This window comes from Luteimonas soli, from assembly GCF_042648865.1.
In the GTDB taxonomy this organism is placed as follows: Bacteria; Pseudomonadota; Gammaproteobacteria; order Xanthomonadales; family Xanthomonadaceae; genus Luteimonas; species Luteimonas soli.
The window spans coordinates 254202-280868 of record NZ_JBHRYA010000001.1 but is presented as its reverse complement, the minus strand read 5'-3'; the positions used below and the strand labels follow the sequence as shown (position 1 = coordinate 280868).

Sequence of the window (26667 nt, the reverse complement as noted above, 5' to 3'; positions counted from 1 at the left end):
TGGTTCCCGGATGCCGTCAATGAACGCATCGGACATGCCGCGAGATCACGTGGCCTTGTCGCGAAGAAGAATGTCCTTGATCAGTTCGACCTGGGCTTCGGCCTTGATGACCTCCTGGTCCAGCCAGGCCTGATGCCGGTCGAGCCTGGCCTGCTCCCGCTCCAATTCGATGATACGTGCGCCCCGCTCCTGATTCTGGCTGCTGGCCTTGTCGAGGAGCACCTGCCGCTCCGCCACGAGCTTGGCCTGCCCGTCGCGCTCCTGCATCAGCTTCTGAACCTGCTCGGCGGCCAACTTGGCCTGCGCATCGCGCTCCTCGACCAGCTTCTGCACCTGCTCATCACGGCTCGCTACCAGCTTCTGCCGCTCGGCGGCCAGCTGGGTGGCTTTCTCGAGTTCCGCACCACGCTCGGCAGCCAGCTTGGCCTGCGCATCGCGCTCCTCGACCAGCTTCTGCACCTGCTCATCACGGCTCGCCACCAGCTTCTGCCGCTCGGCGGCCAGCTGGGCGGCTTTCTCGACTTCCGCACCACGCTCGGCAGCCAGCTTGGCCTGCGCATCGCGCTCCTCGACCAGCTTCTGCACCTGCTCATCACGGCTCGCTACCAGCTTCTGCCGCTCGGCGGCCAGCTGGGTGGCTTTCTCGAGTTCCGCACCACGCTCGGCAGCCAACTTGGCCTGCGCATCGCGCTCCTCGACCAGCTTCTGCACCTGCTCATCACGGCTCGCCACCAGCTTCTGCCGCTCGGCGGCCAGCTGGGTGGCTTTCTCGAGTTCCGCACCGCGTTCGGCGGCCAGCCGGCTGGCTTGGTCCAGATCGGCCTTGTGTTCCTGCGCCAGCGCTGCAGCGCGGTCGCGATCGACGATCAGGTGCTCGATTTCCTTCGTATGCCGGCTCGCAAGCTGCATTTGTGCATCGCAATCGGCTTTCACCTGCGCCAGCAGGGCTTCCAACTGCAGCTTCTCGGCGTGCGATTCACTGCGTGCGAACACGATGGCGGTCTGCGGGTAGATTGCCTCTGAATCCCTGTTGCCGGGATCGAACCCGATCTTTCGCAGCGTTGCCAGCACCTCCTCGACCGCCTCGTCGCCTTCGTACAGCGGCTCGAGGCTGCAACGCACGATCACCGTGGCAAAGGCCCGCAGGGCCTGCGGTGGAGTCGCGCCCAACAACTCGAATGCCTGCCCTGGCGCATCAAGGACCAGCAGATGCTCAGCGCCAGCGTCCAGCGCGAGGGTTTCGATTGCGGCGGCAAGCGAGCGAGTCGGCACGGCGTCCTGCCGGACCTCGCGCAGGTTTGGAAAGTATTCAAGAAGACCGGTGGGCGCCTTCAGGCTGCTGAAGGCCAGATTGTTGACGACGTGCAGGCTTGCCTGCTCGAGTGGCTCGGCGCTGATCGCCAAGGGCCAGACCTCCTCGCCGCGCGCCGGGTCGACCCGCCCGGACAGCGCCTCGGCCTGCTCAGGGTGCGCCTCTGCGAGGACCAACCGACGCGGGCCAAGGCGGCGCAGCAGTGGCAGGTCCACGCCGCTACCCGCGCCCACGATCAACACCGTCGCCTGTTCGCAGCCTCCCCGATCCACCAGTTGCTGGATCAATGGCCTCATTGTTCGAACTCGGAAAAGCACAGGGTCATGTGACGTCCGGAATCCACTGAATCAGGCAAGTTTCGCCGACGAAGCCCGTCCATGCCAGCCCGCCGGCAAGATGGCGCGATGACGCTGAAGCACGACCTGATAGATCTGCCTGTAGCGCCGGGCCATGGCAGCGACGTTGTTATCATGGCCCTCGCCTTGCTGCCACTGCCGGGCCTCGGCAGCTTTTGCCCGGCGTTCGGCTGGATCAGCCCGTAGCCTGAGCAGCATTGCATGGATCGAGGCGGGATCGTCTTCAACCAGCCAGCCACCGCCGTGCTCGCGTATCCGGTCCGCAACGGCGCCACGGTCGATTGCGAGCACAGGGATGCCGGCAGCCCAGCATTCGGTCAGCGTGTGGCACCAGGTCTCTGGTGCAATCGAGAGCAATGCGGCAAGGTGTGGCCGGACGGCCTCGACCCGTTCGACGAACTGTTCACGGCGATACACGCCATGGTCGATCACGCGCTCCGTGAGTTCCTCCCCGGCAGTACCGACCAGGTGGAGCTGCAGCGCATCGCGAGGCTCAAGCTGGCTGATCGCGACCAAGAGCCCTGCACCTTTGTGCAGCCCGATATTGCCCGGCAACAGCACGCGCAGCGCCCCATCCGGAGGTACGTCCGCCATATCGGCGCAGGAGGCGAAACGGTTGAAGTCGCGACCATGCGGAACGATGTGGAAATCTTCCTTGCGCTCCGCCAGTGTTGGAAGGGCATCCATCAACAGGCGCCTGGCGCTGGCCGAACTGGCCACGAAGGCATCGCATGGAGCCAGCGCCCGCTGCGTGCGCCGCTGCCAATGCGCGAGCAGCGCTGGCGTCATTGCTGGCGCCAGCAAATCATCCGGCCACAATGCATTTTCCGCGTCGTCGGCCACGCCACGCGGGTGGTAGCGTCCCTTGCGGTCAATCAGGTTCACGGTCGGGCAGACGGTGTAGTAGTCGTGGAACGAATGCACCACCGGGATGCCGAGACCGCGGGCGACGTCCGGCAGGTTGAGGCTGTGCCACGCGAGATGGCGGACGTGCACGAGGTCGATGGAATGGCGTACCAATAGCGCCCGCACGATCGCCTCGTATTCACCACTCACGTGCGTGGCGAAGTCGATCGGTGCGTGCAGCAGATAGCGATCCAGCGTTTCGTACCCTTCCGGGCCAAGCCGCAGTACCTCTACCTCCCGACGGTCGCAACGCAGCGCCAGACTGTCGTAGAAGCTTTCAAGGCCGCGCATGAGATCTGCATTGGTCTGCGGAACTCCTCCGATTCTGGTCGAGATCACGAAGAGTATCCGCGGCTTTGGCGGCGATTCTCCACCCTCTATCGCGCGAAACCTTCGCGCGATTCGATATCGCGCCAGGACGAATTCTGGTAGTTGCGGTATCGCACCGGCGGCTGCCGGATACGTAGGGTGCCTGGACTCGAGCTGCTCTGCCCCGGCCCTGGCCAGTTCCTCGCGTCGCGAGCCGAAGGAGGCCGAGCGCGCATGCTGGACAAAGACGGCTGGATCCACCATGTGGTGCCACCCGGCTTCGACCGCCCGCATGCAGAGGTCGTTCTCTTCGCCATAACCGACCGGAAATGCCTGCTCGTCGAACAAACCGACGTCCTCCAGCATGGCGCGTCGAATGTACATACAGAATCCGTTGCCGGTTGGAACCTCGAACGCCGGCGCACCAACATCAGCCACTGCCCTCGCCCAATCGTCGACGCCAATAGATCCGGGAACCCTGCTCTCGCCCGACCATGGAACTGAGAACGCACCCGCGTTGTCGGAGACTGCCGTGACCGTACCCGTCCGCTCGCCTGCATAAGCGCTGGTCTTCAGGTTGCGCAGCCAGTGTGGTCCGACGACAGTGTCGCTATTGAGCAGTACAACGTCCTCGGAGGCTGCAATCCCGCAACCGAGGTTGATCGTCCGCGTGTAGCCCATGTTCTCCGCGTTGCGGACAACGCGCACTCCGGGCATCCCGGTCAATGATTCGAGCAGCGAGCCGATGTCCGGCCCGGTGCTGGCATCGTCGATCACGAGCAGGCTGTCGGCGCCGCCGAGTTCGGTGTTGCGCAGCACACTGTCCAGACAGGCGACCACGTGCTCATGGGCGTCGTGCACGGCCATCAAGATGGTCGTGCGCACGGTCCGGCAATCCATGATCCGCGGCAAGCGGTCGTGCAGGCCAGACCCGGGCGCTCCTTTTCGCCCCTGGTCTACGCCGTGCACAAGGAAATGTTCCAGAGGCGTTGTGCCAGATTCGCCTGCGTCCGCATGGCGAGCAAGGTAAAAGTCCCCGTCGAACCTGTCCGAAGTCCACGACGGGGCATCGCGACCTTGAATGGCGTAGTGCGCCAATGGATTCATGGCGTCCGCGCGATCCTGGTAGCGGGCCGCATAACCACGGCCATCGAACCAGGGGTTCGGCCACCGCCCTTCGAATGCTCCGTGGCGCACGTAATGCACAAGGGGATCCACGCCGGCTGCGCGGACGTCGGAATTGCCGTCAAGATAGAAATCCGAATCGAACAACCGGCAGCGACGCAAGACTTCCAGGTCACTCACGTACTGCGATGCGCCTGGCAAATCCGGCTCCTCGACTATGCGCCCCTCCTCGACAGGAGTGCGCTGCCGGCCTTCTTCGCGACCATGGCGCAGGTAGTGCAGCAACGGATTCATGCCAGCGGCCGCAACATCCGGATTCGCGTCCAGGTAACGCCGCATGCTGAAACCGGGCCCGGGATCATGTCCCGGATCCAACGCATGTTCGAGAAAATGGCCGGCGGCCGCCGACGGTGCCGCCGGCACTCCGGGGTGACGCTGCCGGTACCACTGCACATCGAACAGTCCCGACGCGAGTACGGCCTTGATGTCCTGTCGCGGGCCCATCGTCCTATCGCACCTGATCGAAGCCAAGCATGTCGACATGGTGCTCCAGGCGCGCGCGCCACCCGTTCGCTGCCACATGATCACGGAATCGCCCTGGATTCGGTGGCGGCGCAGCCAGCGTCGTCTCAACCTGATGGAGGAAAGCCCCATGGCTGACCGCCATGCGCACCAGCTCGCCGTCGGCGTCCACGTTTGCAACCGCCGTGGAAACCACTGGCACGCCCCAGCTGAGGTAGACGTGAGCCTTGAGAGGATTCATATGGCGCGTAAGTTCCATGTCCAGATGTGGGATCAACCCCACGTCGAAACGCGAGAGCCAAGCCCCCAGCTGATCGTAAGGCACTACGCCCGGCAGGCGCACGTTCGGGTGGCGCAGCAACGTGCGCACACGCGGATTCGCATGCGTGGAGCCCACGAGCACCAGCAGATGCTCCGGGAATCGCCGTGCGACGCTTTCCAGCAATCCGATGTCGATCTTCGCCTCGAGGTTTCCGACGAAACCGATGACCTTCCCGACATGCGCTTCGATCTCCGCCAAGCCTTCATGTGCTTCGACGCCATGGGAAGGCGGCCGAGCCTCGTCGCACCCATTGGGTACCAGCTGGATGTCTTCATGGAACTGCTTCATCGATGAGCGCACCGCCTCGCAGTTGGCCAGAGCGAGATCGGCCCCAGCCAGCAAGTCGCGATAGTTGTCGCCAAGCCGCTGCTTGTCCGCAACGGAAACACCCGGCCAGGTCCGATGGTCGTCCACTACGTCCACGACGGTGTACGCCGGTGCAAATCGCTGCAGAAGCGCCGGCATGCTGTAATCCCGCGGATAGATCCAGAACACCGACCGGCCTGGATCGATCCCTTCAAGTTCGAACTCGTTGGCCAGGAATTCGGCATAGGCCTCGACGAAATCCGGCGTCGCCCATTCATGTGAATCCGGGGCGAAGAGCACAGAGGGGTAGACGAGCACCCTATGCATGACACCATCGATGTCGTATGAACCCCGCAGCTTCTCCAGTGTTCGTTCGTATATCCAACGCTGCTGGTCGATGCTGTCACCAGAAGCAAGCTCCGCAAGCCGGGCTTCGGATATCGGGGCATCGACCACCATGACCCGGCGCACGTCCCGCCTCGACGCGAGATAACGGGCCACCATGTCGCTGCGGCGACCGTAAAGCGTGGAGTCGTTCTGCTTCCAGAACAGGACCACGTCAATACCACCCTCGTTCTCCATGAGCGGACGGGCCATACGCCTGGCGGCCTGCCCTCGCGCCTCGCGGATATCGGCTTCCACCTGTCCGCCAGCCTCGACCACGCCCAGCTGCGATGCAGGGCGGAGCGTGGGCACGGCGAGGGGGCGCGCTCGAACCCATTCATCGAACGGCGCAAAGATCGTCTCGAAGTATCCCGGGGTCACCGCGCCTTTGTCTCGACGTGCGAACCTCGGCAGCGGTGGCCGATCCGACGGAATTCTGGGTGTCCCGAGGCGGCGGGCTTCGCGATCCAGCCAGCTTCCGGCCGGCACACGTACGGGCAGGCCATGCCATGCGGCCAGCCACAACAGACCCGAGGTCTTGTGGGAGTACGCGCGGGCGTCGTAGTCAAGACACAAGGCGCTCGCCATGGAGAGCCATTCGTGAAGCTGTTCGTCACGCCAGTAGCCATCGTGCAAGTCGATCCTGGGGTCGACTACTGCCACGGCGTGCAGCTTGCCAAGGATCTCGCGAGCTGTCGGTGTCCGGGCTTCGGTGACCTGAACCACGAAGCGCTGGTCCCGACACTCGCTATCGCGCAGCATCGCGGCAAGGCGCTCAGGGAGATCGATAAAGCCCTTTTCCTGCTTGATCTCGCCGACATAGGCCAGGACCAATCCAGTGGATCGTTCAGCGCGCGCAGGCCTCTGGCGCCAATCACCGAGAAAGCATGGGTGCACCTGCAGCGGTTCCGCCTTGTCCAGCAACCTGGCGTAGGCCGCCGCATACTCGCTGCAGGCGGCGTACAGGGAAACATTGGGCATTCTCGCCAACGCCGAGAATGCCAACCTGAAATTCAGGCGCCTGGATGAATCCAGCAACCTGCCGTCGGCCGTCACGCCGGGCGAGTACATCAGCAGGGCCAGGTGATCGAGTTGGGTTCCGGCATCACCCAGCAACTGGATCGCGATCGACAACGCCGAGGCGTGCTCCCACGACAACGTGTGATGGAGCACGCGAACCGGTTGTCCGGGCCAGCGCTCAACGACCTGGCGCAGTGCACCCTGGTAGTCCAGTGCAAGACGATAGATCCAGTCCCAATGCTCAGCGATGCCGCCCGGCTCGTGCACCAGACGATAGAAATCAAGGTTGAATACCGGTACCGCGTTGACCCCGCGCACCGCCAGTGCCTGCCGATACGCGTCGGAAATGTCAGTGCTGCACCAGAAGCACAATGGCCCACTGGCGCGGGCGGCCATCATTTCTGCGAATCCCCTGTTATGCGCGCCAGTACGTCCCAGCGCGGGATCGAGGACGGCAAGCGGGATCACATCCAGGGCGTCGACGGGCATCTAACCTCCGACCCAGCGGCTTTGGCGCGGCGGGAAAGCGAGTTGCGAGGCCGTATCTGCGATGTCAATCGACAGGTTGGGATTGTAGGCGGGATCGTTGTCGAGAATGGTGCTCCAGCGTTCACGCATCAGCGCTACTTCGCGCCGGAAACGCGCTACCTTCTCCAATGTATCGTCTGCTCCGCGCGATGCGGACTCATGGTGATACAGGGTCGCGAATGGCGTCCATGCATTGCGGTATCCCGCTTCGCGCACGCGCAGGCAAAAATCGATATCGTTGAAGGTGATCCGCAGGCGCTCGTCGAGTCCTCCGACCTGCTCAAAGACCTCCCGACGCACCAGCAGGCAGGCTCCAGTCACCGCCGACAGGTTCTGCGCGACCAGGGCACGTGCGCCGTGTCCCGGGAAATCCGCCGGCTGATGGCAGTAAGCGTGATTGGCGACCCCTCCCAACCCAAGAATGACGCCCGCGTGCTGGATGCTGTCATCCGGGTAGTAGAGCATCGCACCAACCGCACCGATATCGGGCCTGCATGCGAAGCCGGCCATCTCGTCGAGCCAGTCTCCATTGATGGCTTCGATGTCATTGTTGAGCATGCAGAGCAACTCGCCATCGCAGTGTGCTGCCGCCCAGTTGTTGATCGCCGAGTAGTTGAAGGGCGCGTCGTACTTGAGCACTTTCACACGCTCGCGCGAGCGCAGCTCGTCCAGATAGGCCAACGCATCGAGTTCGTATGATTGGTTGTCGACCACCACCAATTCGAAGTTCGGATATCCGGTTTTGGCCAGCAAGCTTTCCACACAGGTTCGCAGCAGGCCAACGCGGTCCCGGGTAGGGATGATCAGGCTGACCTTCGGTGCAGGCTGCGGTACCGGCCAGCGAACGCGATAGTGGCCATGGGGCAGTTCATCGACGCTCGCGTGTGGAGCGATCCCACGCACGTACTCCCTGACAGCGCACACTCCAGCCGATGATGCATAGTCCTTCGATTTCCTTTCGAGAGCGGTCGATCCGGCGATCGCACGCCAGTGATATAGCACCCTGGGGACATGATGGATCTGCCACGGTTGGATTTCCCGACTGCAGCGCAGAATCAGGTCGTGGTCCTGGCTGCCTTCGAACCCCTTCCGGAAACCACCCACGTTCCGTGCAAGCAGTGTCCGGATCACTGTGAAGTGACAAACGTAGTTCTGAGACAGGAGAAGGTCGGGATTCCACTCCGGCTTGAAGTAGGGCTGGAAGCGGCGACCAGCCTCGTCAATCTTGTCCTCGTCGGAGTAAATCAATTCTAAGCCTGGCCGCGCGACGATGGCCTCGACCACCTCCAACAGCGCATGCGGACGCAACTCGTCGTCGTGGTCGAGCAAACCGACGTAATCACCGCACGCCATGTCCAATGCAGTGTTGGAAGCTTCGGAGATATGCCCGTTGTCCTTGCGCAAGCGAACGCGGATCCGTGCATCCCGTCGCTGGTATTCTTCCAGCACTTCGCGCACGTGCGGTGAGGGCGAGGCATCGTCTGCGATGCACAACTCCCAGTTCGGATAAGCCTGCGCCAACACGCTGTCCAAGCAGGATCGCAACCAGCGCTCAGGCGTCTGGTAGACAGGCACAAGGAGCGAGATCTTTGGCCCATCCACCGCCAGCGCCTGGCCGCGGGAGGTCATCGCTTCACGATCCGCGACGGACAACGTGTCGTACTTGCGCACCCATGCGGCGTAGCTGCCTGCATGACGCTGGCTGGTCTCGATGTATCGTTCGGCCAGCAGTTCTCCGGCGGAACGCAATCGGCCCTGTGCGGCAAGACGAGACATATCTGTCGCGCTGGCAACGATGGCGGGCCAGTCGCGACGGCCATCTTCGTCGCAAAGTCCGGCCAACAAGCGCGACATCCATTCTGGCCGCCCCATCCTCCGAAGCTGGAAGCCGCCGATGGTGAAGCGAGCAGGTCCCGTGGAGGGGTCGAAGCGCAATGCACTGACGTCATGCGTGAACCGGATCGACATATCGACCCGACCATCAACTCCTGGCTCGTGCACCCGGATCTGGACCGGCAACGGCTGCGCCTTGCCGGTAGCGTAGTTCAGGTAAAAGCATGGCGCGACGATCCTCCCCGTACTCGCCGTGAGCCTCCCCGTCAATCGATACCAGCCTGCTTTCAGGATCGGCGCGGAACCATCCATGCGGGTGATCCCGAACCGCGGCTTGCCTGTAGTGGCCTCCCAGGTCACCCCTCCCAAGGGTGAGGCTTTGGCGACAAGTTGCGCGATCGGCGTCAATAGCAACCGATCCGATCTTGGCCACCAAGCCCTGCGCCTCAGTCGCCACACTTGCGCCGGATGCAACTCGACGGGTGCGCCTTCGCCGATCACCATCCGGTAGCATGCATGCAATCCTTCGGCGCCTGCAGAAACGCCATACACGATCGCGGTGCGGATGAAATCGCCTGCTGCCCCCAAGGCAGCGCGGACGCCTCCGGCAGCATGCACGCCGATCATCTCCAGCATGACCGCGAATGCCCGGACGCGACCAATCCTGCGGAACTTCAAACCAGACCTGGCCGCAACACCTTCGCCACTGACGACACGTAGTTGGACCCACGCTGCCTCATGGGTAAACAGAACGATCGATCTCGACCTGCTCGCAAGGGAAGACAGTCGAACCGGCTGTACCTTGCCATCGGCGGAACGAATGCGATCGGCGACCCATTCCCCGCCCCCAACGTTGGTGATCGATTGCAACTGGTACCAACCCGCCAGCGGACCTGTTCCCTCGGGCCGCATCACGTCAACCCAGCAATTATCAGTGTCGTTGGTGGCCTGAAGTGATTCCATCATTGGCTCATTATCCCGCGGGATTCTGGCATTCGCCTCCGAACCCGACATCGCCCGAGGGCACGGCAGTCCAAATCACTCGCGTCCAGCCAACATCTGTGTCAATGGGCGGGCAAACGCGAACGACGCAGCGGATGGAATGAATACCTCGAAATCCGCACCCAGATCGGCAACGTGGCGGAGCCCTGGCGCATCTACGGTGAACCGGTAACCAACCAGCGCATGCGGCAACCCCAGGTGACGTTGCACGTCGGGGCGCGACTGCTTGTCGAACACATCGACAATGGTCGTCTTGCGGCCGATGCGTATGCCCAGTTTCGGAGGCATCGCCCCGGTGGAATCGATCGCCCACCCGCGTACCGCCAGCTGTCCATCCTGCAGCGATAGATCGTCTACGAAACCCAGACCATCGTCGCCGCATCCGCCGGTTGTCGCGTCCGGGCTGGTCGAGGCTGCATCGACCAGCGACAGGTAAAAGGCATCTGCGCGTTCGCCCAGAGTCTCCGCGGGCAGTAGTCGGGGGCCGACCCGGTCCCAATGCAACTGCACCGGCAGGTATCCAAGCGCAACGAAGGCCTTCTCCACCGATGCGTGCTCTTCCGGCGGCACGTAGGCATCCAAGGTAAAATCCCCATCTCCCCCTTGCGCAGCCCACAGATCCACCAAGTCACCACCAAGACCCCGCTCGAATATCTGCCTGATCATCTCGTCGATCCGGAACGGCGAGTAGTCATTCTTGATGATCGCGCCCAGCCGCTCGCTTGCCGCGAGCTTGCCTTCGGCAACCTGGCTGAGTTGTTGGTCGCCAGAGATCACCGGCACACCGGCGGGAACGAACAAGCGCGAAGCAATGCTGCTCTTGCCATAGCCTGGCGGCTGCATCAACAAATAGGCGACGGGTCTGCGACGACTGATGTGGATCACATGGCGCCCAATAGGATCTCCGTCCTGGGAAATACTGCGACCCATCCACTTCCATGCGTAATCGACGAGCACCTCGCGCAGCTTCGGCATCGACGGAAAGTAGCGCTCATCGATGCCACGCTTGATCCGGATCCATTCGCTTTTCTCGGAAGAGGCGATGCCCAGCTCAAGTACCAGCAGCCCGTCGGGGCCGAGGCGCTCAACCAGTCGATGCAACAACTCAGCTTGATCATCGGCGTAATGCAGGGCTGATGCCAGCAGGATCACGTCGAACGGGCCAGCCGGCAGCTCCTCCCAGCTCTGCTGGTGGAACTCGCATTCCGGAAACCGGCGGCTGGCACGCTGGATAAAGGGCCGCGAGCTGTCGATGCCAACGGAACGCGCCGCGCCTTGATAACTGGCGAAGCCGCAGAAAAAACCTTCGTTGCACCCTATGTCCAGGAAGCTCTTGCCCTTCAGGTCGGGAAGCTTGAGCGCCTTGAGCTTGTCCAGCGTGCGTGAGTCACCCGCAGCGTCTGGAAAGGATTGATATTGAGCCATGCTTCTCTCGAACCAGTGTTCCGGGGTATGCCGACGATACGGCTAATGGGCGCCTTTCAATGCAGTGGTCACGGCCGGGGCAACACGTAGCGGAGTACTCGGGCGTTCCACGCTCATACCGCCCAGCACTCGAACTTTCTCCCCGAGCTCTGATAGCGCGGTGATCCCTTCCATCTCGAAGCGAGCGATGAATCCGCATTGTGGATCGCCCAGCCCAAAATGCCGCATCACGTCGGGTCGCTTGTTGCGCTCGAGCCCAACCGACTGGTAACGCTCGCCGCCAACTTCCAGTGCCAAGCCCTGCGGTGGCTCGCCGTTCGTGCTCGTGATCCATCCGCGCACCAGGACAAGCCCATCCTCGAACGAGATGGCCTCCGCACAACCGTATACAAGCTGTCCTCCCGCACTGCTCGTCTCCTGGCCTTCCGGATCCTGCATCCGCAGCATCGACATCAGACCATGGTAGTGCTGGAGCGCAGGCAGGATATCGCCTGCATACACCAGCTTCCCCTGCTCCAGTACGATCCCCTTGTTGCAGATGTCCCGCAGCAGGCCAACACTATGGCTGGCCAGCACCACGATCTTGCTGCCACCCATGCGATCCTGCATTCGCGCGGTCGCCTTCGCCATGAAATCCGAATCGCCTGAACCGACCCACTCGTCCATCAGGATGATGTCGTGCTGGACGCTCGTCGAAATCGCGAAACCCAGGCGCATCTTCTGGCCGGACGAAAGGGTACGAAGGCGGTGGCTGGACTTCTCTTGAAGTCCCGCGAACTCCAGGATCGACTCGATCTTGTCCCGCATATCGGCTGCCTTCAGTCTCATAGCCGTTCCGCGAAGGAAGATGTTCTCGCGGACGGTTGCCTCGCCGCTGAAGCCCAGCGACATGTTCAACAGCGCTTGGCAACTGCCATTCACGCGCATCGCGCCGGCAGTTGGCGGATAGACACCATTGAGCACTCGAAGCAGCGTCGATTTGCCGGCGCCATTACGACCGAGAATCGCAACGCGATCACCCTCGCCGGCCTGGAAGCTGATGTCGTCGAGAATGCGGGCTTGCACACGCCTCGGCGGATCGAACGCCGCACCCGTCAGCATCGCAATCCAGCTGCGTGCGCGTCGCTCAGGTTGTACGTACAAGGGCACCGATAGCGATATCCCTTCAAGCACGATGCCAGCTGTCGTCATGGTCTTACACCCAAAGCGGCACGTAGCGTGCATAGCGGCGGTACGCGACAACAGCGATGATCCAGCCGCCGATCGTCATCACTGCGAGATACATGGGTGTCGATGCGTCGATCGACTGCCCCAGGATCGGCGCCCGCACCAGCTCTACGAGGTGGTAGAAGGGGTTGAACCTCATCAGCGTGCCGCGGAGGCTGCCCGGCGGCATGTTGTCCGCATGCCAGATGATCGGCGTAAGCAGAAAGGCAAACATGAAAATGTTGCTGACCAAGTGTCGCAGATCAGGGAATCGGGCACCGATCAGCGCGAACACGACGCCTACCCATAGTGCATTGAGAATGACGATCGGCAACGACACCAAGCTGAACAACAACCCAAGCCAATGCAGGTCGGGGTAGATCGCCAAGGCCAGCACGGCGACCGGAAGCGAAATCAGAAAGTGGAACGAGGATGTCGCGATTACCTTCAGTACGAAATCGGTAAGCCTGACGTGTCCATCGAGGATAAAGGGTGCCGATGCAGCCAAAGTCCCTGTGGACTCGACCATGGCGCTGTTGACTACCCGGAAAACAAGGTATCCCACCGCCACGTAGGCCGCAAAACCGGACAGAGGCATATGCATCATGCTGGCGAAAAAACTACCCATGCCCCATATGTAAACGATCGCAGGCGACATCAACCAGAAAATGCCGAGTCGCGACTGCCGATTACGCACTACGATATCCAGCCAGCTCGACAGTGCCCAGAACTCCGGGTTGCGCAGGCTTGCCGCCAGATCGCGAAACAGCGAGTGCATGGACAACCCGCGCTCTGGCGCCCGCAACACCCCTTCCGTACTCTGGTCATGTACGCTCACGACAGCGCGTCTTCCAGATCCGAGCGCAGGTCTGCGACCGACTCCACCCCCACGCTCAACCGCACCAGCTCATCCCCGATCCCAAGCCGCTTCCGGCTCTCCACCGGCACGCTCGCATGCGTCATTACGGCTGGGTGGTTGACCAGGCTTTCGACGCCGCCCAGCGATTCGGCCAAGGTAAACAGCTGCGTGCGTTCGCAGAACCGCTTCGCCGCTTCGAAGGCGCCTTTGAGGCGGATCGAGAGCATGCCACCGAAGCCATCCATCTGGCGCTTCGCGAGCTCGTGGTGCGGATGCGACTCCAGGCCGGGGTAGATCACTTCGGCGACCGCAGGGTGGGACTGGAGGAATTCCGCCAGCGCCTGCGCGTTCTCGCAGTGCGCCTTCATCCGCAGGTGCAGGGTCTTGAGGCCGCGCAGGGCGAGGAAGCTGTCGAACGGGCCCTGCACCGCGCCGGCGGAGTTCTGCAGGAAGGCGAGCTTGTCGGCCAACTCGGCGTTGTCGCCGACCACCAGCATGCCGCCGACGATGTCGGAGTGGCCGTTGAGATACTTGGTGGCCGAGTGCATGACGATGTCGGCGCCGTGCTCGAGCGGGCGCTGCAGCATCGGCGAGGCGAAGGTGTTGTCGGCCACCATCAGCACGCCGTGCTTCTTCGCGATGGCGGAGATGGCCTTGAGGTCGACGACCTTGAGCATCGGGTTGGTCGGCGTCTCCACCCAGACCAGCTTGGTCTTCGGGCCGATCGCGGCTTCGAAGGCGGCGGGGTCAGTGAGGTCGACGAAGCTGAAGTCCAGCCCGGCGCTGCGTCGGCGCACCCGCTCGAACAGGCGGTAGGTGCCGCCGTACAGGTCGTCCATGGCGATCACGTGGTCGCCGCTGTCGAGCAGCTCCAGCACGGTCGCCGTCGCCGCCATGCCCGAGGCGAAGGCGAAGCCGCGGCTGCCGCCTTCGAGCCCGGCCACGCAGCGCTCGTAGGCGAAGCGGGTGGGGTTGTGGGTGCGCGAGTACTCGAAGCCCTGGTGCACGCCCGGGCTGGCCTGGGCGTAGGTCGAGGTGGCGTAGATCGGCGGCATCACCGCGCCGGTGCTGGGGTCCGGGGCCTGTCCGGCATGGATGGCCTTGGTGCCCAGGCCCCAATCGGGGGAGCCGGCCGGAGCCGCGCCGTTGTCGTTGTTCATGAAACCCGTCGAATCAGCGGATGCAACCGTGAATTCTACCACCGCGCCGGTAGCCGCCCGCCTTCACGACGGGGGCGACGGGCCGGTTACTGAACCCGCCGGCGCAGGTAGTTCAGCAGGTCGATCCGGGTGATCAGGCCGAGGAAATGGTCGCCATCGGTCACGATCGCCACCTGGCCGCGGTCGAAGACCGGCAGCAGGGCCTCGATCGGCGATTTGACGTCCATGACCTCCAGCTTGCTGACCATCGCGGTCGAGACCGGGTCGCGGAAGCGGGCCTCGTCGCCGTAGACGTGCAGCAACACGTCGGACTCGTCGAGGATGCCGACGATGCGGTCGCCGTCCATCACAGGCAGCTGCGAGATCTCGTACAGCTTCATCCGCTGGTAGGCGGTGACCAGCAGGTCGGTTGGCGCGACCACCACGGTGTCCTTCTGCGAGTACGGGCGCAGGATCAGGTCGCGCAGGTCGCCGTGCTGTTCGCGTTCGAGGAAGCCGTTGTCCAGCATCCAGTAGTCGTTGTAGAGCTTGGACAGGTACTTGTTGCCGGTGTCGCAGACGAACAGCAGCACCTTCTTCGGCGTGGCCTGCTCGCGGCAGTACTTGAGCGCGGCCGCCAGCAGGGTGCCGGTGGACGAGCCGCCGAGGATGCCCTCCTTCTCCAGCAGCTCGCGCGCGGCGAGGAAGCTTTCCTTGTCGCTGATTGCGTAGGCCTTCTTCACCCGGCTGAAATCGGAGATGGTCGGCAGGAAGTCCTCGCCGATGCCCTCGACCATCCAGCTGGCCGACTTGTCGCTCAGCGTGCCCTCGTTGATGTACTCGGCGAGGATCGAGCCGACCGGGTCGGCGAGGATCATCTCGACGTCCGGCGCATGCTTTTCGAAGCAGCGCGACAACCCGCTCATCGTGCCGGAGCTCCCGCAGCCGAACACCACCGCATCCACGCCGCCTACCTCGGCCATCTGGCGCAGGATCTCCGGCCCCGTGCCGTGCTCGTGCGCGGCCGGGTTGTCCGGGTTGCCGAACTGGTTGATGAAGTAGGCGCCGGGCGTTTCGCGGGCAATGCGTTCGGCCAGGTCCTGGTAATAGTCAGGGTGGCCCTTGGCCACGTCCGAACGGGTGAGCACGACTTCCGCGCCCATCGCCTTGAGGTTGAAGATCTTCTCCCGGCTCATCTTGTCCGGGACCACCAGGACGAGCTTGTAGCCCTTCTGCTGCGCGACCAGCGCCAGGCCGATGCCGGTATTGCCGGCCGTGCCCTCGACCAGGGTGTCGCCGGGCTTGATGTCGCCGCGCTTCTCGGCGGCCTCGATCATGCTCATGCCGATGCGGTCCTTGATCGAACCGCCGGGGTTGTGGTTCTCGAGCTTCAGGTACAGCTCGCAGGCGCCGGCATCCAGGCGCCGGGCCTTGACGATGGGCGTATCGGCGATGAGTTCGAGGACGGACGAATGGATCGGCATGCTGCGCTCGCGGGTGGGCACGGAGCGCGATTATCGCATCGTCACGGGGCCTGCCAGGCACGACCCGGCAGGCCCGGGAGATCGCGGACGACGACGACCGACGAGGATGGCCGCCGCCGCCCGCGAATGAGGCGGTGTGGACTAGTTCTGCAGGGTCTCGAACAGGCGCGAAAGGCGATCCTTGGCGGCCAGCTTCTCCCGCTTCATCTGCAGCAGGGTGCTGTCGTCCATTGGCAGCACGCCGAGTTCGGCGTCGAGGACCTTCTTGTCCAGTTCCTTGTGGTGGTGGTAGAGCTGGCGGAACTCCGGGTTCGCCTTGAACAGAGCGTCGAGTTCGGACTGCGGTTGCCCTTCAAACATGGAAGCCTCCTTCAGCACAAAAACGAACGCCCCGGGCATGGGCACGGGGCGTTCCGGGATCATCGAGCAGGGCGATCGGCACCAGCACCTTCGGGGCACCGGGCCGGAAACCACTTCCGGCGGCGCGCTCCCGAGGCTTGTGCAGCTGAATCATGTCGTCGCGGCTCTGGGTCAGCCAAGCGACCCTGATCGGAATGATCGGTCGCTTGGGTATCCGACCCTACTCCCCCGATCCGGGGGCGGCAAGCGTATGGCGCAAGGTGCTGATTCGCCTGGGGTCAACCCTTGGTCCGGCGGCCCGGACTGCGCGCCAGGCGGCTACGCGGCCTGACTTTTTCAATCCGCAAGCAATTGAAATTTAACGGAAATTTACGGAAATCGAACATTCCCCGGGATCAGGGCTTGTCGTCGGCCTCTTCCGGTGCGGGCGGCACGTCGCGCATCAGCTCGGCCTCCTGCCGGGCCAGCTCGGCGGCACGCTGGCGGGCGGCGCGCAGCCGGGCGGCCTGGCCGCTGGCGACGCTGTCCAGCGCGCCCTCCGCCTCGGCCTGCGCGGTCGTTGCCGCGTCGGCCTGCTCGCGCAGGCGCGCGGCTTCCTCGGCCTGGATCTGGGCCTGGATGCGCAGGCGCTCGGCCTCCCGGCGCGCGCGGTCCGCGTCGCGGCGGCTGGCTTCGACCAGCAGCTCGCTGCGCTCGCGATCAAGCCGGTCGATCTCACGCTGGGTGACGGCGGTTTGCGCGGCGACTTCGGCCGTCTCCACCCGCGCCTGCGCCACCTTCAGCGCGGCCGGGCGGTCGGAGCTGCGTGCCTGTTCAAGCGCCTGCAGCGCCTGCCTGGCCTGCAGCCGCTCGTAGGCGGCAACGTGGGTCGTGCCGGGGTCCGCGTCCAGCGCCTGCAGGCGCTGCGACAGGCGCAGCACGTCCGGATTGTCGGCTGCCTGCGCCAGGGGCGCGGCCAGCAGCAGCGCGGCCAGGCCGATCGACAGGTACTTCATTGTCCGCCCTCCATCCCGAGGCGGGACCTGAGCTGGCTGATCTCGGCGCGGCGCTGCGCCAGTTCTGTGTCGGCCACGGCCCTGCGGCTGTAGGCATGCGCGAGGTCGGCGACCGCCGCGGCCTGGACCGCCAGTGAGCGCGCCTCGTCCTCGCGGCCCTGGGCCATCGCCGCCTGCGCCAGTTCCAGCGCGCGTCGGGCCTGGGAGACTTCGTCGGCCGCGTACTGGTCGGCGTCGGCGTCCCCGGCGCGGGCCACGGCCTGCTGCGCGGTCGCCAGTTCCGCCGTGGGCGGCGGCAGGCTCGCGCAAGCCGTGAGCGCCAGCACGGTTGCGAACGCAAGGACCTGCAGGCCCGATCTGATTTGTGCGAAGCTTGTGGCCATTGGGGGGTCGCGCTCCCGGGGATCCGCGGCCATTGTCATCAGCATCCGGCGGAATCGCAACGATTCCATGCCTGGCAGTAGGGGTTCGCTCATGGACATCGGCTATTTCCTGAAGCTGATGACGGAAAAGAACGCGTCGGACATGTTCCTGACGACCGGCGCGCCCGTGTACATCAAGGTCGAGGGCAAGCTCTATCCGCTCGGCAACACCGGCCTGCCGCAGGGCATGGTCAAGAAGATCGCCTACTCGCTGATGGACGAGGGCCAGGTGCCGCAGTTCGAACGCGACCTGGAACTGAACATGGCGCTGTCGCTGCAGGACTCGGGACGCTTCCGCGTCAACGTGTTCAAGCAGCGCGGCGAAGTGGGCATGGTGATCCGCGCGATCCGCAGCACCATCCCCAGCATCGAGGAGCTGCAGCTGCCGCAGGTGCTCAAGGAAATCATCATGGCCCCGCGCGGGCTGGTGCTGATCGTCGGCTCCACCGGTTCGGGCAAGTCGACCACGCTGGCGTCGATGATCGACTACCGCAATTCCAGCACCGCCGGCCACATCCTCACCATCGAGGATCCGATCGAATACCTGCACCGGCACAAGAAATCCATCGTCAACCAGCGCGAGGTCGGCCTGGACACCCACGCCTTCCACAACGCGCTGAAGAACGCGATGCGCGAGGCGCCGGACGTGATCCTGATCGGCGAGATCCTCGACGCGACCACGATGGAGGCCGCGATCGCGTTCGCCGAGACCGGCCACATCTGCCTGGCCACCCTGCACTCCAACAACGCCGACCAGACCATCGAACGCATCCTCAACTTCTTCCCCGAGGCCGCGCACAAGAACGTGCTGATGAACCTGGCGCTGAACCTGAAGGCGGTGGTGTCGCAGCGACTGGTGGTGGGCACCGACGGCCGCCGCATGCCGGCGACCGAGGTGATGATCAATACCCCGGTGATCCGCGACCTGCTGCGCCGCGGCCACGTGCACGAGGTCAAGCAGGCGATGGAAGAGTCGCTGGAGGAAGGCATGGAGTCGTTCGACCAGTGCCTGTTCCGGCTCTACAAGGAAGGCAGGATCGAGCGCGAAACCGCGCTGCGCGCCGCCGACTCGCGCGACGGACTGGCGCTGAAGTTCCGCTTCTCCGAGGGCGGCAGCGGCGAGCATGATCCCTACGCGGACGTGTTCGAAGGCGGCGGTTCGGCGTAGGAATCACGGAACCCCGACTTCGGGGATGACGCGTGGGGCGGGTCTGACCGCGAGGCGGTCAAGCGGCGGGGCAAGACCCGCCCTGCCCGGCTGCTTCGGAAACATCGCGATTGCCAGGACTCCCCCACCCATCCTCCCCCGCAAGCGGGGAGGCGAGTTCGTGCCGTGCGGGAGTCGCTTCGGAAAGTTCCGTCGCGATCCGTCGCGACACTGCTTCTTTTCAGGGCGTTTGCCCGGGCGCGTCCGGCTGCCGCTCCGGGCGCGCCGCGTCGAACGCGGGCAGCGCCAGGCAGGCCTTTTCGATGCCCACGATGGTCGGGTACGGCGTCAGGTCGACGCCGAACCGGCGCGCGTTGTACACCTGCGGGATCAGGCAGCAGTCGGCGATGCCCGGCGCGACGCCGTCGCAGAATTCGCCGGTGGACGGATGGTGCTGCAGCAACGCCTCGAACGCGGCGAAGCCCTCGGCCATCCAGTGCCGCGACCAGACCTCGCGCTCGGGCTGCGGCACGCCCCAGTCGCGCTCCAGGTACTGCATCACGCGCAGGTTGTTGAGCGGGTGCACGTCGCAGGCGATCAGCTGCGCCAGCGCGCGCACCCGCGCGCGGTCGCGCGCGGTCGCCGGCAGTAGCGGCGGTTGCGGCCACATCTCGTCCAGGTATTCGAGGATCGCCAGCGACTGGCGCAGCAGGCGTTGGCCGTGCTGCAGCACCGGCACCAGCTGCTGCGGGTTGATCTGCGCGTACTCGGGCAGGTGCTGCTCGCCACCGTCCCGCACCAGGTGCACCGGCACGATGTCGTACGGCAGGCCCTTGAGGTTCAGGCCGATGCGCACGCGATAGGCGGCGCTCGAGCGCCAGTACGAATGCAGGCACAGCCGGTCCGCCGTCATCGCCCCGCTCCCCCCATGCGACCGCGCCTGCGCGCGGAAACGATCACCTTAACGTGCACGCCGTGCCGCCGGGATACCGCCCGTCGCGGCAGGCGACCATTCGGCCGCCCGATCCAGCGTCACGCCTCCGGCACCGGCTGACGCTCGATGCGCTGCTCGATGGCGCCGAAGATCGAGCGCCCCTGTCCGTCGAGCATCTCGATGCGCACGGTATCGCCGAACGACATGAAGGGCGTCACCGGCTTGCCCTGCTCCAGGGTTTCGACGGTGCGCTTCTCGGCGAAGCACGACGCGCCCAGGCTGGTGTCCTCGTTGGCGATGGTGCCCGAGCCGACGATGGTGCCGGCGACGAGCGGCCGCGTCTTCGCCACGTGCGCGACCAGCTGCGAGAAGTCGAACTGCATGTCCACGCCCGCCTCCGGCGCGCCGAACCACTCGCCGTTGACGTGGGTCAGCATCGGCAGGTGCAGCTTGTTGTCACGCCACGCCTCGCCCAGTTCGTCGGGCGTGACGAACACCGGCGACAGCGTCGAGCGCGGCTTGGACTGCAGGAAGCCGAAGCCCTTGGCCAGCTCGCCCGGGATCAGGTTGCGCAAGCTGACGTCGTTGACCAGCCCGACCAGCTGGATGTGCGCGGCGGCCTGCTCCGGCGTGACCGCCATCGGCACGTCGTCGGTGACCACCACGATCTCGGCTTCCAGGTCGATGCCGTAGCCCTCGTCGACGACCTTGACGTTGTCGCGCGGGCCGTTGAAACCAGCGCTGGTGGCCTGGTACATCAGCGGGTCGGTGTAGAAACTCTCCGGCACCTGCGCGCCGCGCGCGCGGCGCACGCGCTCGACGTGTGGCAGGTAGGCGCTGCCGTCGACGAACTCGTAGGCGCGCGGCAGCGGCGCGGCCAGCGCGGCGACGTCGAGGTCGAAGGCGCCGTCGGCGGTGCCGTCGTTGAGCGCGTCGGACAACGCCACCAGCCGCGGCGCGATGTTCGACCAGTCCTCCAGCGCCTGCTGCAGGGTCGACGCGATGCCGGTGGCGCGCACCGCCTGCGACAGGTCGCGCGAGACGACGACGAGCGTGCCGTCGCGGCCACCTTCCTTCAGGGAACCAAGTTTCATCGGGACTCCGGATCGGATTCTGGAATTCGTTTCAATTGTAACTTTTTGCTGGCATCACGCCGTAGGTCGGGGCTACGCCCCCGACGCCCCGCGACCCGTGATCCGCGACCCGCGCTCAATCGTCGCCCTGGAACCCGCCCGCGCGCCACGTCAGCACCAGCGTGTCGCGATGGCCGCCGTCCTCGCCGGCCGGCTGGATCGGCGTGGACTCATGGATCACGCGCGCATCGTCGAGCAGCAGCAGCGACCATGGCTGCTCCAGCGTGAAGCGCTGCCCGTCCGGGCCGTTGGCGTCGAACACGCGCGTCTCGGCGCCGCGGATGCCGCTGCGATCGACGAGCAGCACGGCGACGAAATCGACGCCGTCGCGATGCGCACCCTCGGGCGTGGGGCGGCCGATGCCGTCGCTGGTGTCGATGCGGAACTGGTGCGCCTCGACATGCCAGGGCCGCGCATCCTGCAGCCGCGAGACCTGCGCCGACAGCCCCAGCAACAGCCGCGACCACGCAGCACTGCCGGCGACCGCATCGTCGACCGGCTCGAACCAGCGCCGCAGCCCGCCATGCAGGGCGTTGTAGTCCTTCGACTGCCAGTGCGCGCGATGCGGCGCGCGCTCCAGGCGCCCGTCGTCGACCACGAAGCAGGCGTGGCGCCGACGGCGGTAGCTGCCGCCGTCGAGCAGGTACCGGTCGGGTGGCAGCGCCTCCCAGCTGGGCTTCAGGGCATCGAGGTCGGCGACCGCCACGTCGCACAGCGCGGCCACGGCATCCGGCGCGAGCACGGCGTAGCCGTGGCCGCGCATCGCCGGCAGCAGCGCGTCGGCGGGCGTGAACGGGGCGGAGAAGATGGCGACCATGGACAGCCTCCGGGGACCGGGATGTCGCAGCCGGGCGAGAACCGGCCTGCCTGAAATGCGCAAGCCCGCTCGAGGCGGGCTTGCGTGTCCTGCTTTGTCCGGTGCCGCGCGCTTGCAGCGCAGGACCGGGTGGAGTGGCAGCCCCGGAAGGATTCGAACCTCCGAATGCCTGAGTCAGAGTCAGGTGCCTTACCGCTTGGCGACGGGGCTATGAACCGGATTCTAACCGGAAGCCCGTGAATCACGCTGCACGGGCTTCTGGTTGGAAACCCGCGCATCGCGGCGCGGGCTCGTGCGGACGGATCCGCTTGACGCTTCGAATTAACGCTTCGAGAACTGGGTGGCGCGGCGTGCCTTGTGCAGGCCGACCTTCTTGCGCTCGACCTCGCGCGCGTCGCGGGTCATGAAGCCCGCCTTGCGCAGCTCGCCCTTGAGCGATTCGTCGTACTCGACCAGCGCGCGGGCGATGCCCAGGCGGATCGCACCGGCCTGGCCGGTGGTGCCGCCGCCGCTGGCGGTGACGAAGATGTCGAACGACTCGGTGTTCTTGGTCAGCTCGAGCGGCTGGCGCACGATCATGCGCGCGGTCTCGCGGCCGAAGAACTCGTCCAGCGGACGCTCGTTGACGGTGATCTTGCCGGTGCCGCGACGCAGGAACACGCGGGCGGTGGAGGACTTGCGACGGCCGGTGCCGTAATTCTGGGTGATTGCCATGACTTAGATATCCAGGACTTGCGGCTGCTGGGCGGCGTGCGGGTGCTCGGCACCCTTGTAGACCTTGAGCTTCTTGTACATCGCGCGGCCGAGGGGATTCTTCGGCAGCATGCCCTTGACGGCGGTCTCGATGACGCGCTCCGGGTGGCGCTCCAGCGCCTGGCCGAGGGTTTCGCTCTTGAGGTTGCCGATGTACCCGGTGAAGCGGTGGTACATCTTGTCGGCCAGCTTGTTGCCGGTGACGTGGATCTTCTCGGCGTTGATCACGACGATGTAGTCGCCGGTGTCGACGTGCGGGGTGTAGACCGGCTTGTGCTTGCCGCGCAGGCGGTGCGCGAGTTCGGCGCTGAGGCGGCCGAGGGTCTTGCCGGTGGCGTCGACGACGTACCAGTCACGCTGGACGGTCTCGTTCTTGGCAGTGAAGGTTTTCATGGCGACTTTGATGTTCTCGGTCGTTGGTCGGGCTGATTCCGGCGCGCCGTGGCGGCGGAATTTTGCCTCGCGATGTGATTGCGGGACGAAAGAGGCGGAATGATACCGGCCCCGCGCGGGCGCCGCAAGTCGCCGGATCACTCGCGGCGGAGGCCGGCCGGCCCTCGCTGGCGTCCCGGCGGGCCGGCGGCGAGAATGGGCCGTCGGCTGCATCCGCCAGGCTTTCCCCGCCGTGCAGCGCCCGGACGCCCCCTCCACGCCGACCGAACCCCGCCATGCCCACGACCCGCCTGCAGCACCCCCTCGACCGACTCCTGGACGAAACCCAGCGCGCGCTGGAAACCGTCTTCGGCAACCCGCCGGCCGCCCGCGACAACCCGGCCGGGGACACGCCGGAGGTCGCCCTGGACGACGCCGAGCGCCGCCACGCCGCCGGCCTGATGCGGATCAACCACGTCGGCGAGGTCTGCGCCCAGGCGCTGTACGTGGGCCAGGCCGCGGTCGCCCGCGACCCAGCCACGCGCGAGCACCTGATGGAAGCCGCGCAGGAGGAGACCGACCACCTGGCCTGGTGCGCCGACCGCCTGCGCGAGCTCGACAGCCGTCCCAGCCTGCTCAACCCGGTCTGGTACGCGGGCAGCTACGCCATCGGCGTGCTGGCCGGCCTGCGCGGCGACGGCTGGAACCTGGGCTTCGTGGTCGAGACCGAGCGCCAGGTCGAGGCGCACCTGGACGAACACCTGCAGACCCTGCCCGGCGCCGACCTGCGCAGCCGCGCCATCCTGACCACGATGAAGGCCGACGAAGCCCGCCACGCCGACAACGCCGAACAGGCCGGCGCCCGGATCCTGCCCCAACCCATCCCCACGGTCATGGCCGCCGCCTCCAAGCTGATGAAGACCGTGGCCTACCGGCTGTAGGTCGGGGCTACGCCCCCGACGCGCTTTTGATCTTCGGCTGCGGACATCGGAGGCGTAGCCCCGACCTACGGCCGTCCCGCAAGGAGGGTGATCAGCGACGCAGGCGGGTCAAGACCCGCCCTATGGGGAGACGGCCTTCAACCCCACCACGCCGGCAACGATCAGCGCGATGCACGCCAGCCGCGCCGGGGAAGCGCTTTCGGCGAACACCAGGATCCCGACCGTGGCCACGCCGACCGCGCCGATACCGGTCCAGATCGCATAGGCCGTGCCCACCGGGATCGTGCGCAGCGCCTGGGTCAGCAGCCACAGGCTGACCGCCGCCGCGACCGCGGTCGCCACGCTCGGCCACAGGCGGGTGAAGCCCTCGGTGTACTTCAGGCCGATCGCGAATCCGATCTCGAAGACGCCGGCCAGCAACAGGTAAAGCCATGCCATGGAAAACTCCTTGCCCGGGAACGCAAAACGGCCCGGGCTTGCGCGCCGGACCGTCGTCGGTCCCGATGGGTCGCGGCGCCACCGGCGCCACGCGCGGGCCGTCCCGCGTCGGTGATGGCATACAGCCTGCCACTGCATGCCCGAACCGGATGTAACCCGCCCTACGCCACCAGGTTGCGGCCGTGGAACAGCTCCTCGATCTCGCGCTTGAGCAGCGCCTCGATCTTCATCCGCTCCTTGAACGACAGGTTGCGCGCCTTTTCCTCGAACAGGTAGCGGTCCAGGTCGAAGTCCTTCAGGTGCATCTTGGTGTGGTAGATGTTTTCCTGGTAGACGTTGACGTCGAACATCTCGAAGCGGGTCTTGATGTTCTTGGCCAGGAAGTCCTGGATCGAATTGATCTTGTGGTCGATGTAGTGCTTCTTGCCCTTGATGTCGCGGGTGAAGCCGCGCACGCGGTAGTCGGCGATGACGATGTCCGACTCGAAGCTCTCGATCAGGTAGTTCAGGGCCTTCAGCGGCGAGATCACGCCGCAGGTGGCCACGTCGATGTCGGCGCGGAAGGTCGCGATGCCCTCCTGCGGGTGGGTCTCGGGATAGGTGTGGACGGTGATGTGGCTCTTGTCCAGGTGCGCGACCACCGCGTCGGAGATCACGCCCTTCGCGTCCGCCTTGTCGATCACCGGCTCTTCCGAGATCAGGATCGTCACCGACGCGCCCTGCGGATCGTAGTCCTGGCGGGCGATGTTGAGGATGTTGGCGCCGATGATCTCGGCCACGTCCGTGAGGATCTGCGTGAGCCGATCGGCGTTGTATTCCTCGTCGATGTACTCGATGTAGCGCTGGCGCTCGTCCTTGGAGACGGCGTAGCACACGTCGTAGATGTTGAAGCTCAGCGCCTTGGTGAGGTTGTTGAAACCCTGGAGCTTCAAGCGTGGCAGCGGCTTGACCACGGCGGTCATTCCTCTCGGTTTCGGTGGACGAAAGGCGAATTATGCGCTCAACCGGCCGGCCGCCGTAAGGCCCCGCGTTTGCCGGATGAACAGAGACCGCCTACTCTTGGTCATTCCCCCGTTGACGCCGCCCATGAATCCGACATCCGTGGCTCTCATCAACCCCTACTACCGAAGCAGCTCGAATCCGCTGGCCCCCTCGCCGGCGACGATCGAGCGCCTGTTGGCCCACTGCCATCGCCGCCGCTACCCGACGCGGACCGACGTGTTCCGTCCCGGCGACCCTGCCGGCACGCTGTATTACGTGATCAGCGGCTCGGTCAGCATCATCACCGAGGAAGACGACGGCCGCGAACTGGTGCTGGGGTATTTCGGCCCCGGCGAGTTCGTCGGCGAGATGGGCCTGTTCATCCAGTCCGACGTGCGCGAGGTGATCCTGCGCACGCGCGTGCAGTGCGAACTGGCCGAGATCAGCTACGAGCGGCTGTACCAGCTGTTCGAGGGCTCGCTGATTGGCGACGCGACGCAGATCGTCTACGCGATCGGCGCGCAGCTCTCGCGCCGGCTGCTCGACACCAGCCGCAAGGCCGGGCGCCTGGCCTTCCTCGACGTCACCGACCGCATCACCCGCACCCTGCACGACCTGACCCGCGAGCCCGAGGCGATGAGCCATCCCGACGGCACCCAGCTGCGGGTCTCGCGCCAGGAGCTGGCGCGGCTGGTCGGCTGCTCGCGCGAGATGGCCGGGCGGGTGCTGAAGAAGCTGCAGGCCGACGGCAAGCTGCACGCGCGCGGCAAGACCGTCGTGGTCTACGGGACCCGCTGACGGGCCACCGCCCGCACGCCGCACGATGTCGAGCCACTTCGCACCGCGCGGCCCGCTACCCGACGCCGACCTGCGCAGCGCCTCGCTGATCGACGCCGACGACGTCGCCGAACTGCTCGGCGAGATGGGCTATCCCTGCGAGATCGAGGAAGCGGCCGAACGCATCGCCGCCATCGCCGGCAACGACCGCCAGGCGCTGGTGGTCGCGCGCTGCGAAGGCCGCGTGTGCGGCCTGGTGGCGCTGGACTTCATGTACTACCTGCCGCTGGGCACGACCACCTGCCGGATCACCGCGCTGGTGGTCACCTCGCACGCGCAGGGCCGCGGCCTGGGGCGGCAGCTGCTGCGCGAGGCCGAACTGCGCGCCCGCGCCGCCGGCGCCGCGCGGCTGGAGCTGAGCAGCGGCTCGCAGCGCACCGAGGCGCACGCCTTCTACCGCGCCTGCGGCTACGGCGACGGCACGGTGCGGTTCATCAAGCGACTGGGCGACGCGTAGGGTTGCGGGCAGGCAGATGGGCCTGCCGTGGTGTTCCGCAGG

23 protein-coding genes and 1 tRNA gene are annotated in these 26667 nt (G+C 65.4%); 4 read left to right on the top strand and 20 right to left on the bottom strand.

Annotated elements, in window-relative coordinates:
• Positions 1–45: 45 nt before the first annotated feature.
• The 12 genes from ACFONC_RS01330 to ACFONC_RS01275 form a co-directional block, all read right to left on the bottom strand.
• On the bottom strand, positions 46–1599 hold the full coding sequence (locus tag ACFONC_RS01330; RefSeq protein WP_386741753.1) for a hypothetical protein: 1554 nt from the start codon (positions 1597–1599) through the stop codon (positions 46–48).
• Between the two features lie 60 nt (positions 1600–1659).
• Positions 1660–4512: a glycosyltransferase gene (locus tag ACFONC_RS01325; protein ID WP_386741752.1), complete on the bottom strand. Its 2853-nt coding sequence runs from the start codon at positions 4510–4512 to the stop codon at positions 1660–1662.
• A gap of 4 nt (positions 4513–4516) precedes the next feature.
• Positions 4517–7051 carry a glycosyltransferase gene (locus tag ACFONC_RS01320; protein ID WP_386741751.1) on the bottom strand — a complete coding sequence of 845 codons (2535 nt, stop codon included), beginning with the start codon at positions 7049–7051 and terminating at the stop codon, positions 4517–4519.
• The gene (locus tag ACFONC_RS01315) at positions 7052–9889 is read right to left on the bottom strand and encodes a glycosyltransferase family 2 protein (protein WP_386741750.1); all 2838 of its coding nucleotides are present in this window, start codon (positions 9887–9889) and stop codon (positions 7052–7054) included.
• A 72-nt stretch (positions 9890–9961) separates the two neighbouring features.
• Positions 9962–11350: a methyltransferase domain-containing protein gene (locus ACFONC_RS01310; RefSeq protein WP_386741748.1), complete on the bottom strand. Its 1389-nt coding sequence runs from the start codon at positions 11348–11350 to the stop codon at positions 9962–9964.
• A gap of 42 nt (positions 11351–11392) precedes the next feature.
• On the bottom strand, positions 11393–12541 hold the full coding sequence (locus ACFONC_RS01305) for an ABC transporter ATP-binding protein (protein ID WP_386741747.1): 1149 nt from the start codon (positions 12539–12541) through the stop codon (positions 11393–11395).
• A gap of 4 nt (positions 12542–12545) precedes the next feature.
• Positions 12546–13394 carry an ABC transporter permease gene (locus ACFONC_RS01300; RefSeq protein WP_386741746.1) on the bottom strand — a complete coding sequence of 283 codons (849 nt, stop codon included), beginning with the start codon at positions 13392–13394 and terminating at the stop codon, positions 12546–12548.
• A complete protein-coding gene (locus ACFONC_RS01295; protein ID WP_386741745.1) occupies positions 13391–14575 on the bottom strand; it encodes a cystathionine gamma-synthase in 1185 nt (394 codons plus the stop codon). The genes ACFONC_RS01300 and ACFONC_RS01295 overlap by 4 nt, the downstream gene beginning before the upstream one ends.
• A gap of 86 nt (positions 14576–14661) precedes the next feature.
• Positions 14662–16038, bottom strand: coding sequence for a pyridoxal-phosphate dependent enzyme (locus ACFONC_RS01290; protein WP_386741744.1), 1377 nt, complete (start codon positions 16036–16038; stop codon positions 14662–14664).
• Between the two features lie 141 nt (positions 16039–16179).
• Entirely contained in the window at positions 16180–16398 is a 219-nt protein-coding gene (locus ACFONC_RS01285) for a YdcH family protein (RefSeq protein WP_386741743.1), read from the bottom strand.
• A gap of 395 nt (positions 16399–16793) precedes the next feature.
• Positions 16794–17393 carry a hypothetical protein gene (locus tag ACFONC_RS01280; RefSeq protein WP_386741742.1) on the bottom strand — a complete coding sequence of 200 codons (600 nt, stop codon included), beginning with the start codon at positions 17391–17393 and terminating at the stop codon, positions 16794–16796.
• Positions 17390–17776: a DUF4398 domain-containing protein gene (locus tag ACFONC_RS01275; RefSeq protein ID WP_386741741.1), complete on the bottom strand. Its 387-nt coding sequence runs from the start codon at positions 17774–17776 to the stop codon at positions 17390–17392. The genes ACFONC_RS01280 and ACFONC_RS01275 overlap by 4 nt, the downstream gene beginning before the upstream one ends.
• Positions 17777–17867: 91 nt before the next feature.
• Between ACFONC_RS01275 and ACFONC_RS01270 the strand changes: the two genes are divergently transcribed.
• Complete coding sequence (locus ACFONC_RS01270; protein WP_386742204.1) at positions 17868–18983, top strand: PilT/PilU family type 4a pilus ATPase; 1116 nt, start codon at positions 17868–17870, stop codon at positions 18981–18983.
• Positions 18984–19203: 220 nt separating this feature from the next.
• On the opposite strand, the gene maiA is transcribed toward ACFONC_RS01270, so the two are convergent.
• The 6 genes from maiA to rplM all read right to left on the bottom strand — a co-directional run bounded on the left by maiA (position 19204) and on the right by rplM (position 22992).
• Positions 19204–19875, bottom strand: a complete 672-nt coding sequence (gene maiA, locus ACFONC_RS01265; RefSeq protein ID WP_386741740.1) for a maleylacetoacetate isomerase — start codon at positions 19873–19875, stop codon at positions 19204–19206.
• A 119-nt stretch (positions 19876–19994) separates the two neighbouring features.
• Positions 19995–20990 carry a fumarylacetoacetate hydrolase family protein gene (locus tag ACFONC_RS01260; protein WP_386741739.1) on the bottom strand — a complete coding sequence of 332 codons (996 nt, stop codon included), beginning with the start codon at positions 20988–20990 and terminating at the stop codon, positions 19995–19997.
• A gap of 115 nt (positions 20991–21105) precedes the next feature.
• Positions 21106–21846, bottom strand: a complete 741-nt coding sequence (locus ACFONC_RS01255; RefSeq protein ID WP_386741737.1) for a 2OG-Fe dioxygenase family protein — start codon at positions 21844–21846, stop codon at positions 21106–21108.
• Positions 21847–21981: 135 nt separating this feature from the next.
• Positions 21982–22056 (bottom strand) — tRNA-Gln (locus ACFONC_RS01250).
• 111 nt (positions 22057–22167) lie between these two features.
• Entirely contained in the window at positions 22168–22560 is a 393-nt protein-coding gene (rpsI, locus tag ACFONC_RS01245) for a 30S ribosomal protein S9 (protein WP_386741735.1), read from the bottom strand.
• A gap of 3 nt (positions 22561–22563) precedes the next feature.
• Positions 22564–22992: a 50S ribosomal protein L13 gene (gene rplM, locus ACFONC_RS01240; RefSeq protein WP_386741733.1), complete on the bottom strand. Its 429-nt coding sequence runs from the start codon at positions 22990–22992 to the stop codon at positions 22564–22566.
• A gap of 275 nt (positions 22993–23267) precedes the next feature.
• Between rplM and coq7 the strand changes: the two genes are divergently transcribed.
• Complete coding sequence (coq7, locus tag ACFONC_RS01235; protein WP_386741732.1) at positions 23268–23912, top strand: 2-polyprenyl-3-methyl-6-methoxy-1,4-benzoquinone monooxygenase; 645 nt, start codon at positions 23268–23270, stop codon at positions 23910–23912.
• 120 nt (positions 23913–24032) lie between these two features.
• On the opposite strand, the gene sugE is transcribed toward coq7, so the two are convergent.
• Together sugE and speD are read right to left on the bottom strand one after the other, a co-directional pair.
• A complete protein-coding gene (gene sugE, locus ACFONC_RS01230; protein ID WP_386741731.1) occupies positions 24033–24350 on the bottom strand; it encodes a quaternary ammonium compound efflux SMR transporter SugE in 318 nt (105 codons plus the stop codon).
• A 161-nt stretch (positions 24351–24511) separates the two neighbouring features.
• A complete protein-coding gene (gene speD / locus ACFONC_RS01225; RefSeq protein ID WP_386742203.1) occupies positions 24512–25303 on the bottom strand; it encodes an adenosylmethionine decarboxylase in 792 nt (263 codons plus the stop codon).
• A gap of 133 nt (positions 25304–25436) precedes the next feature.
• Here speD and crp point away from each other — a divergent pair, with 133 nt between their 5' ends.
• Positions 25437–26129: a cAMP-activated global transcriptional regulator CRP gene (crp, locus tag ACFONC_RS01220; protein ID WP_386741729.1), complete on the top strand. Its 693-nt coding sequence runs from the start codon at positions 25437–25439 to the stop codon at positions 26127–26129.
• A gap of 25 nt (positions 26130–26154) precedes the next feature.
• Positions 26155–26625 (top strand): GNAT family N-acetyltransferase, encoded by a 471-nt coding sequence (locus ACFONC_RS01215; protein WP_386741728.1) that lies wholly within the window; start codon positions 26155–26157, stop codon positions 26623–26625.
• Positions 26626–26667: the final 42 nt, after the last annotated feature.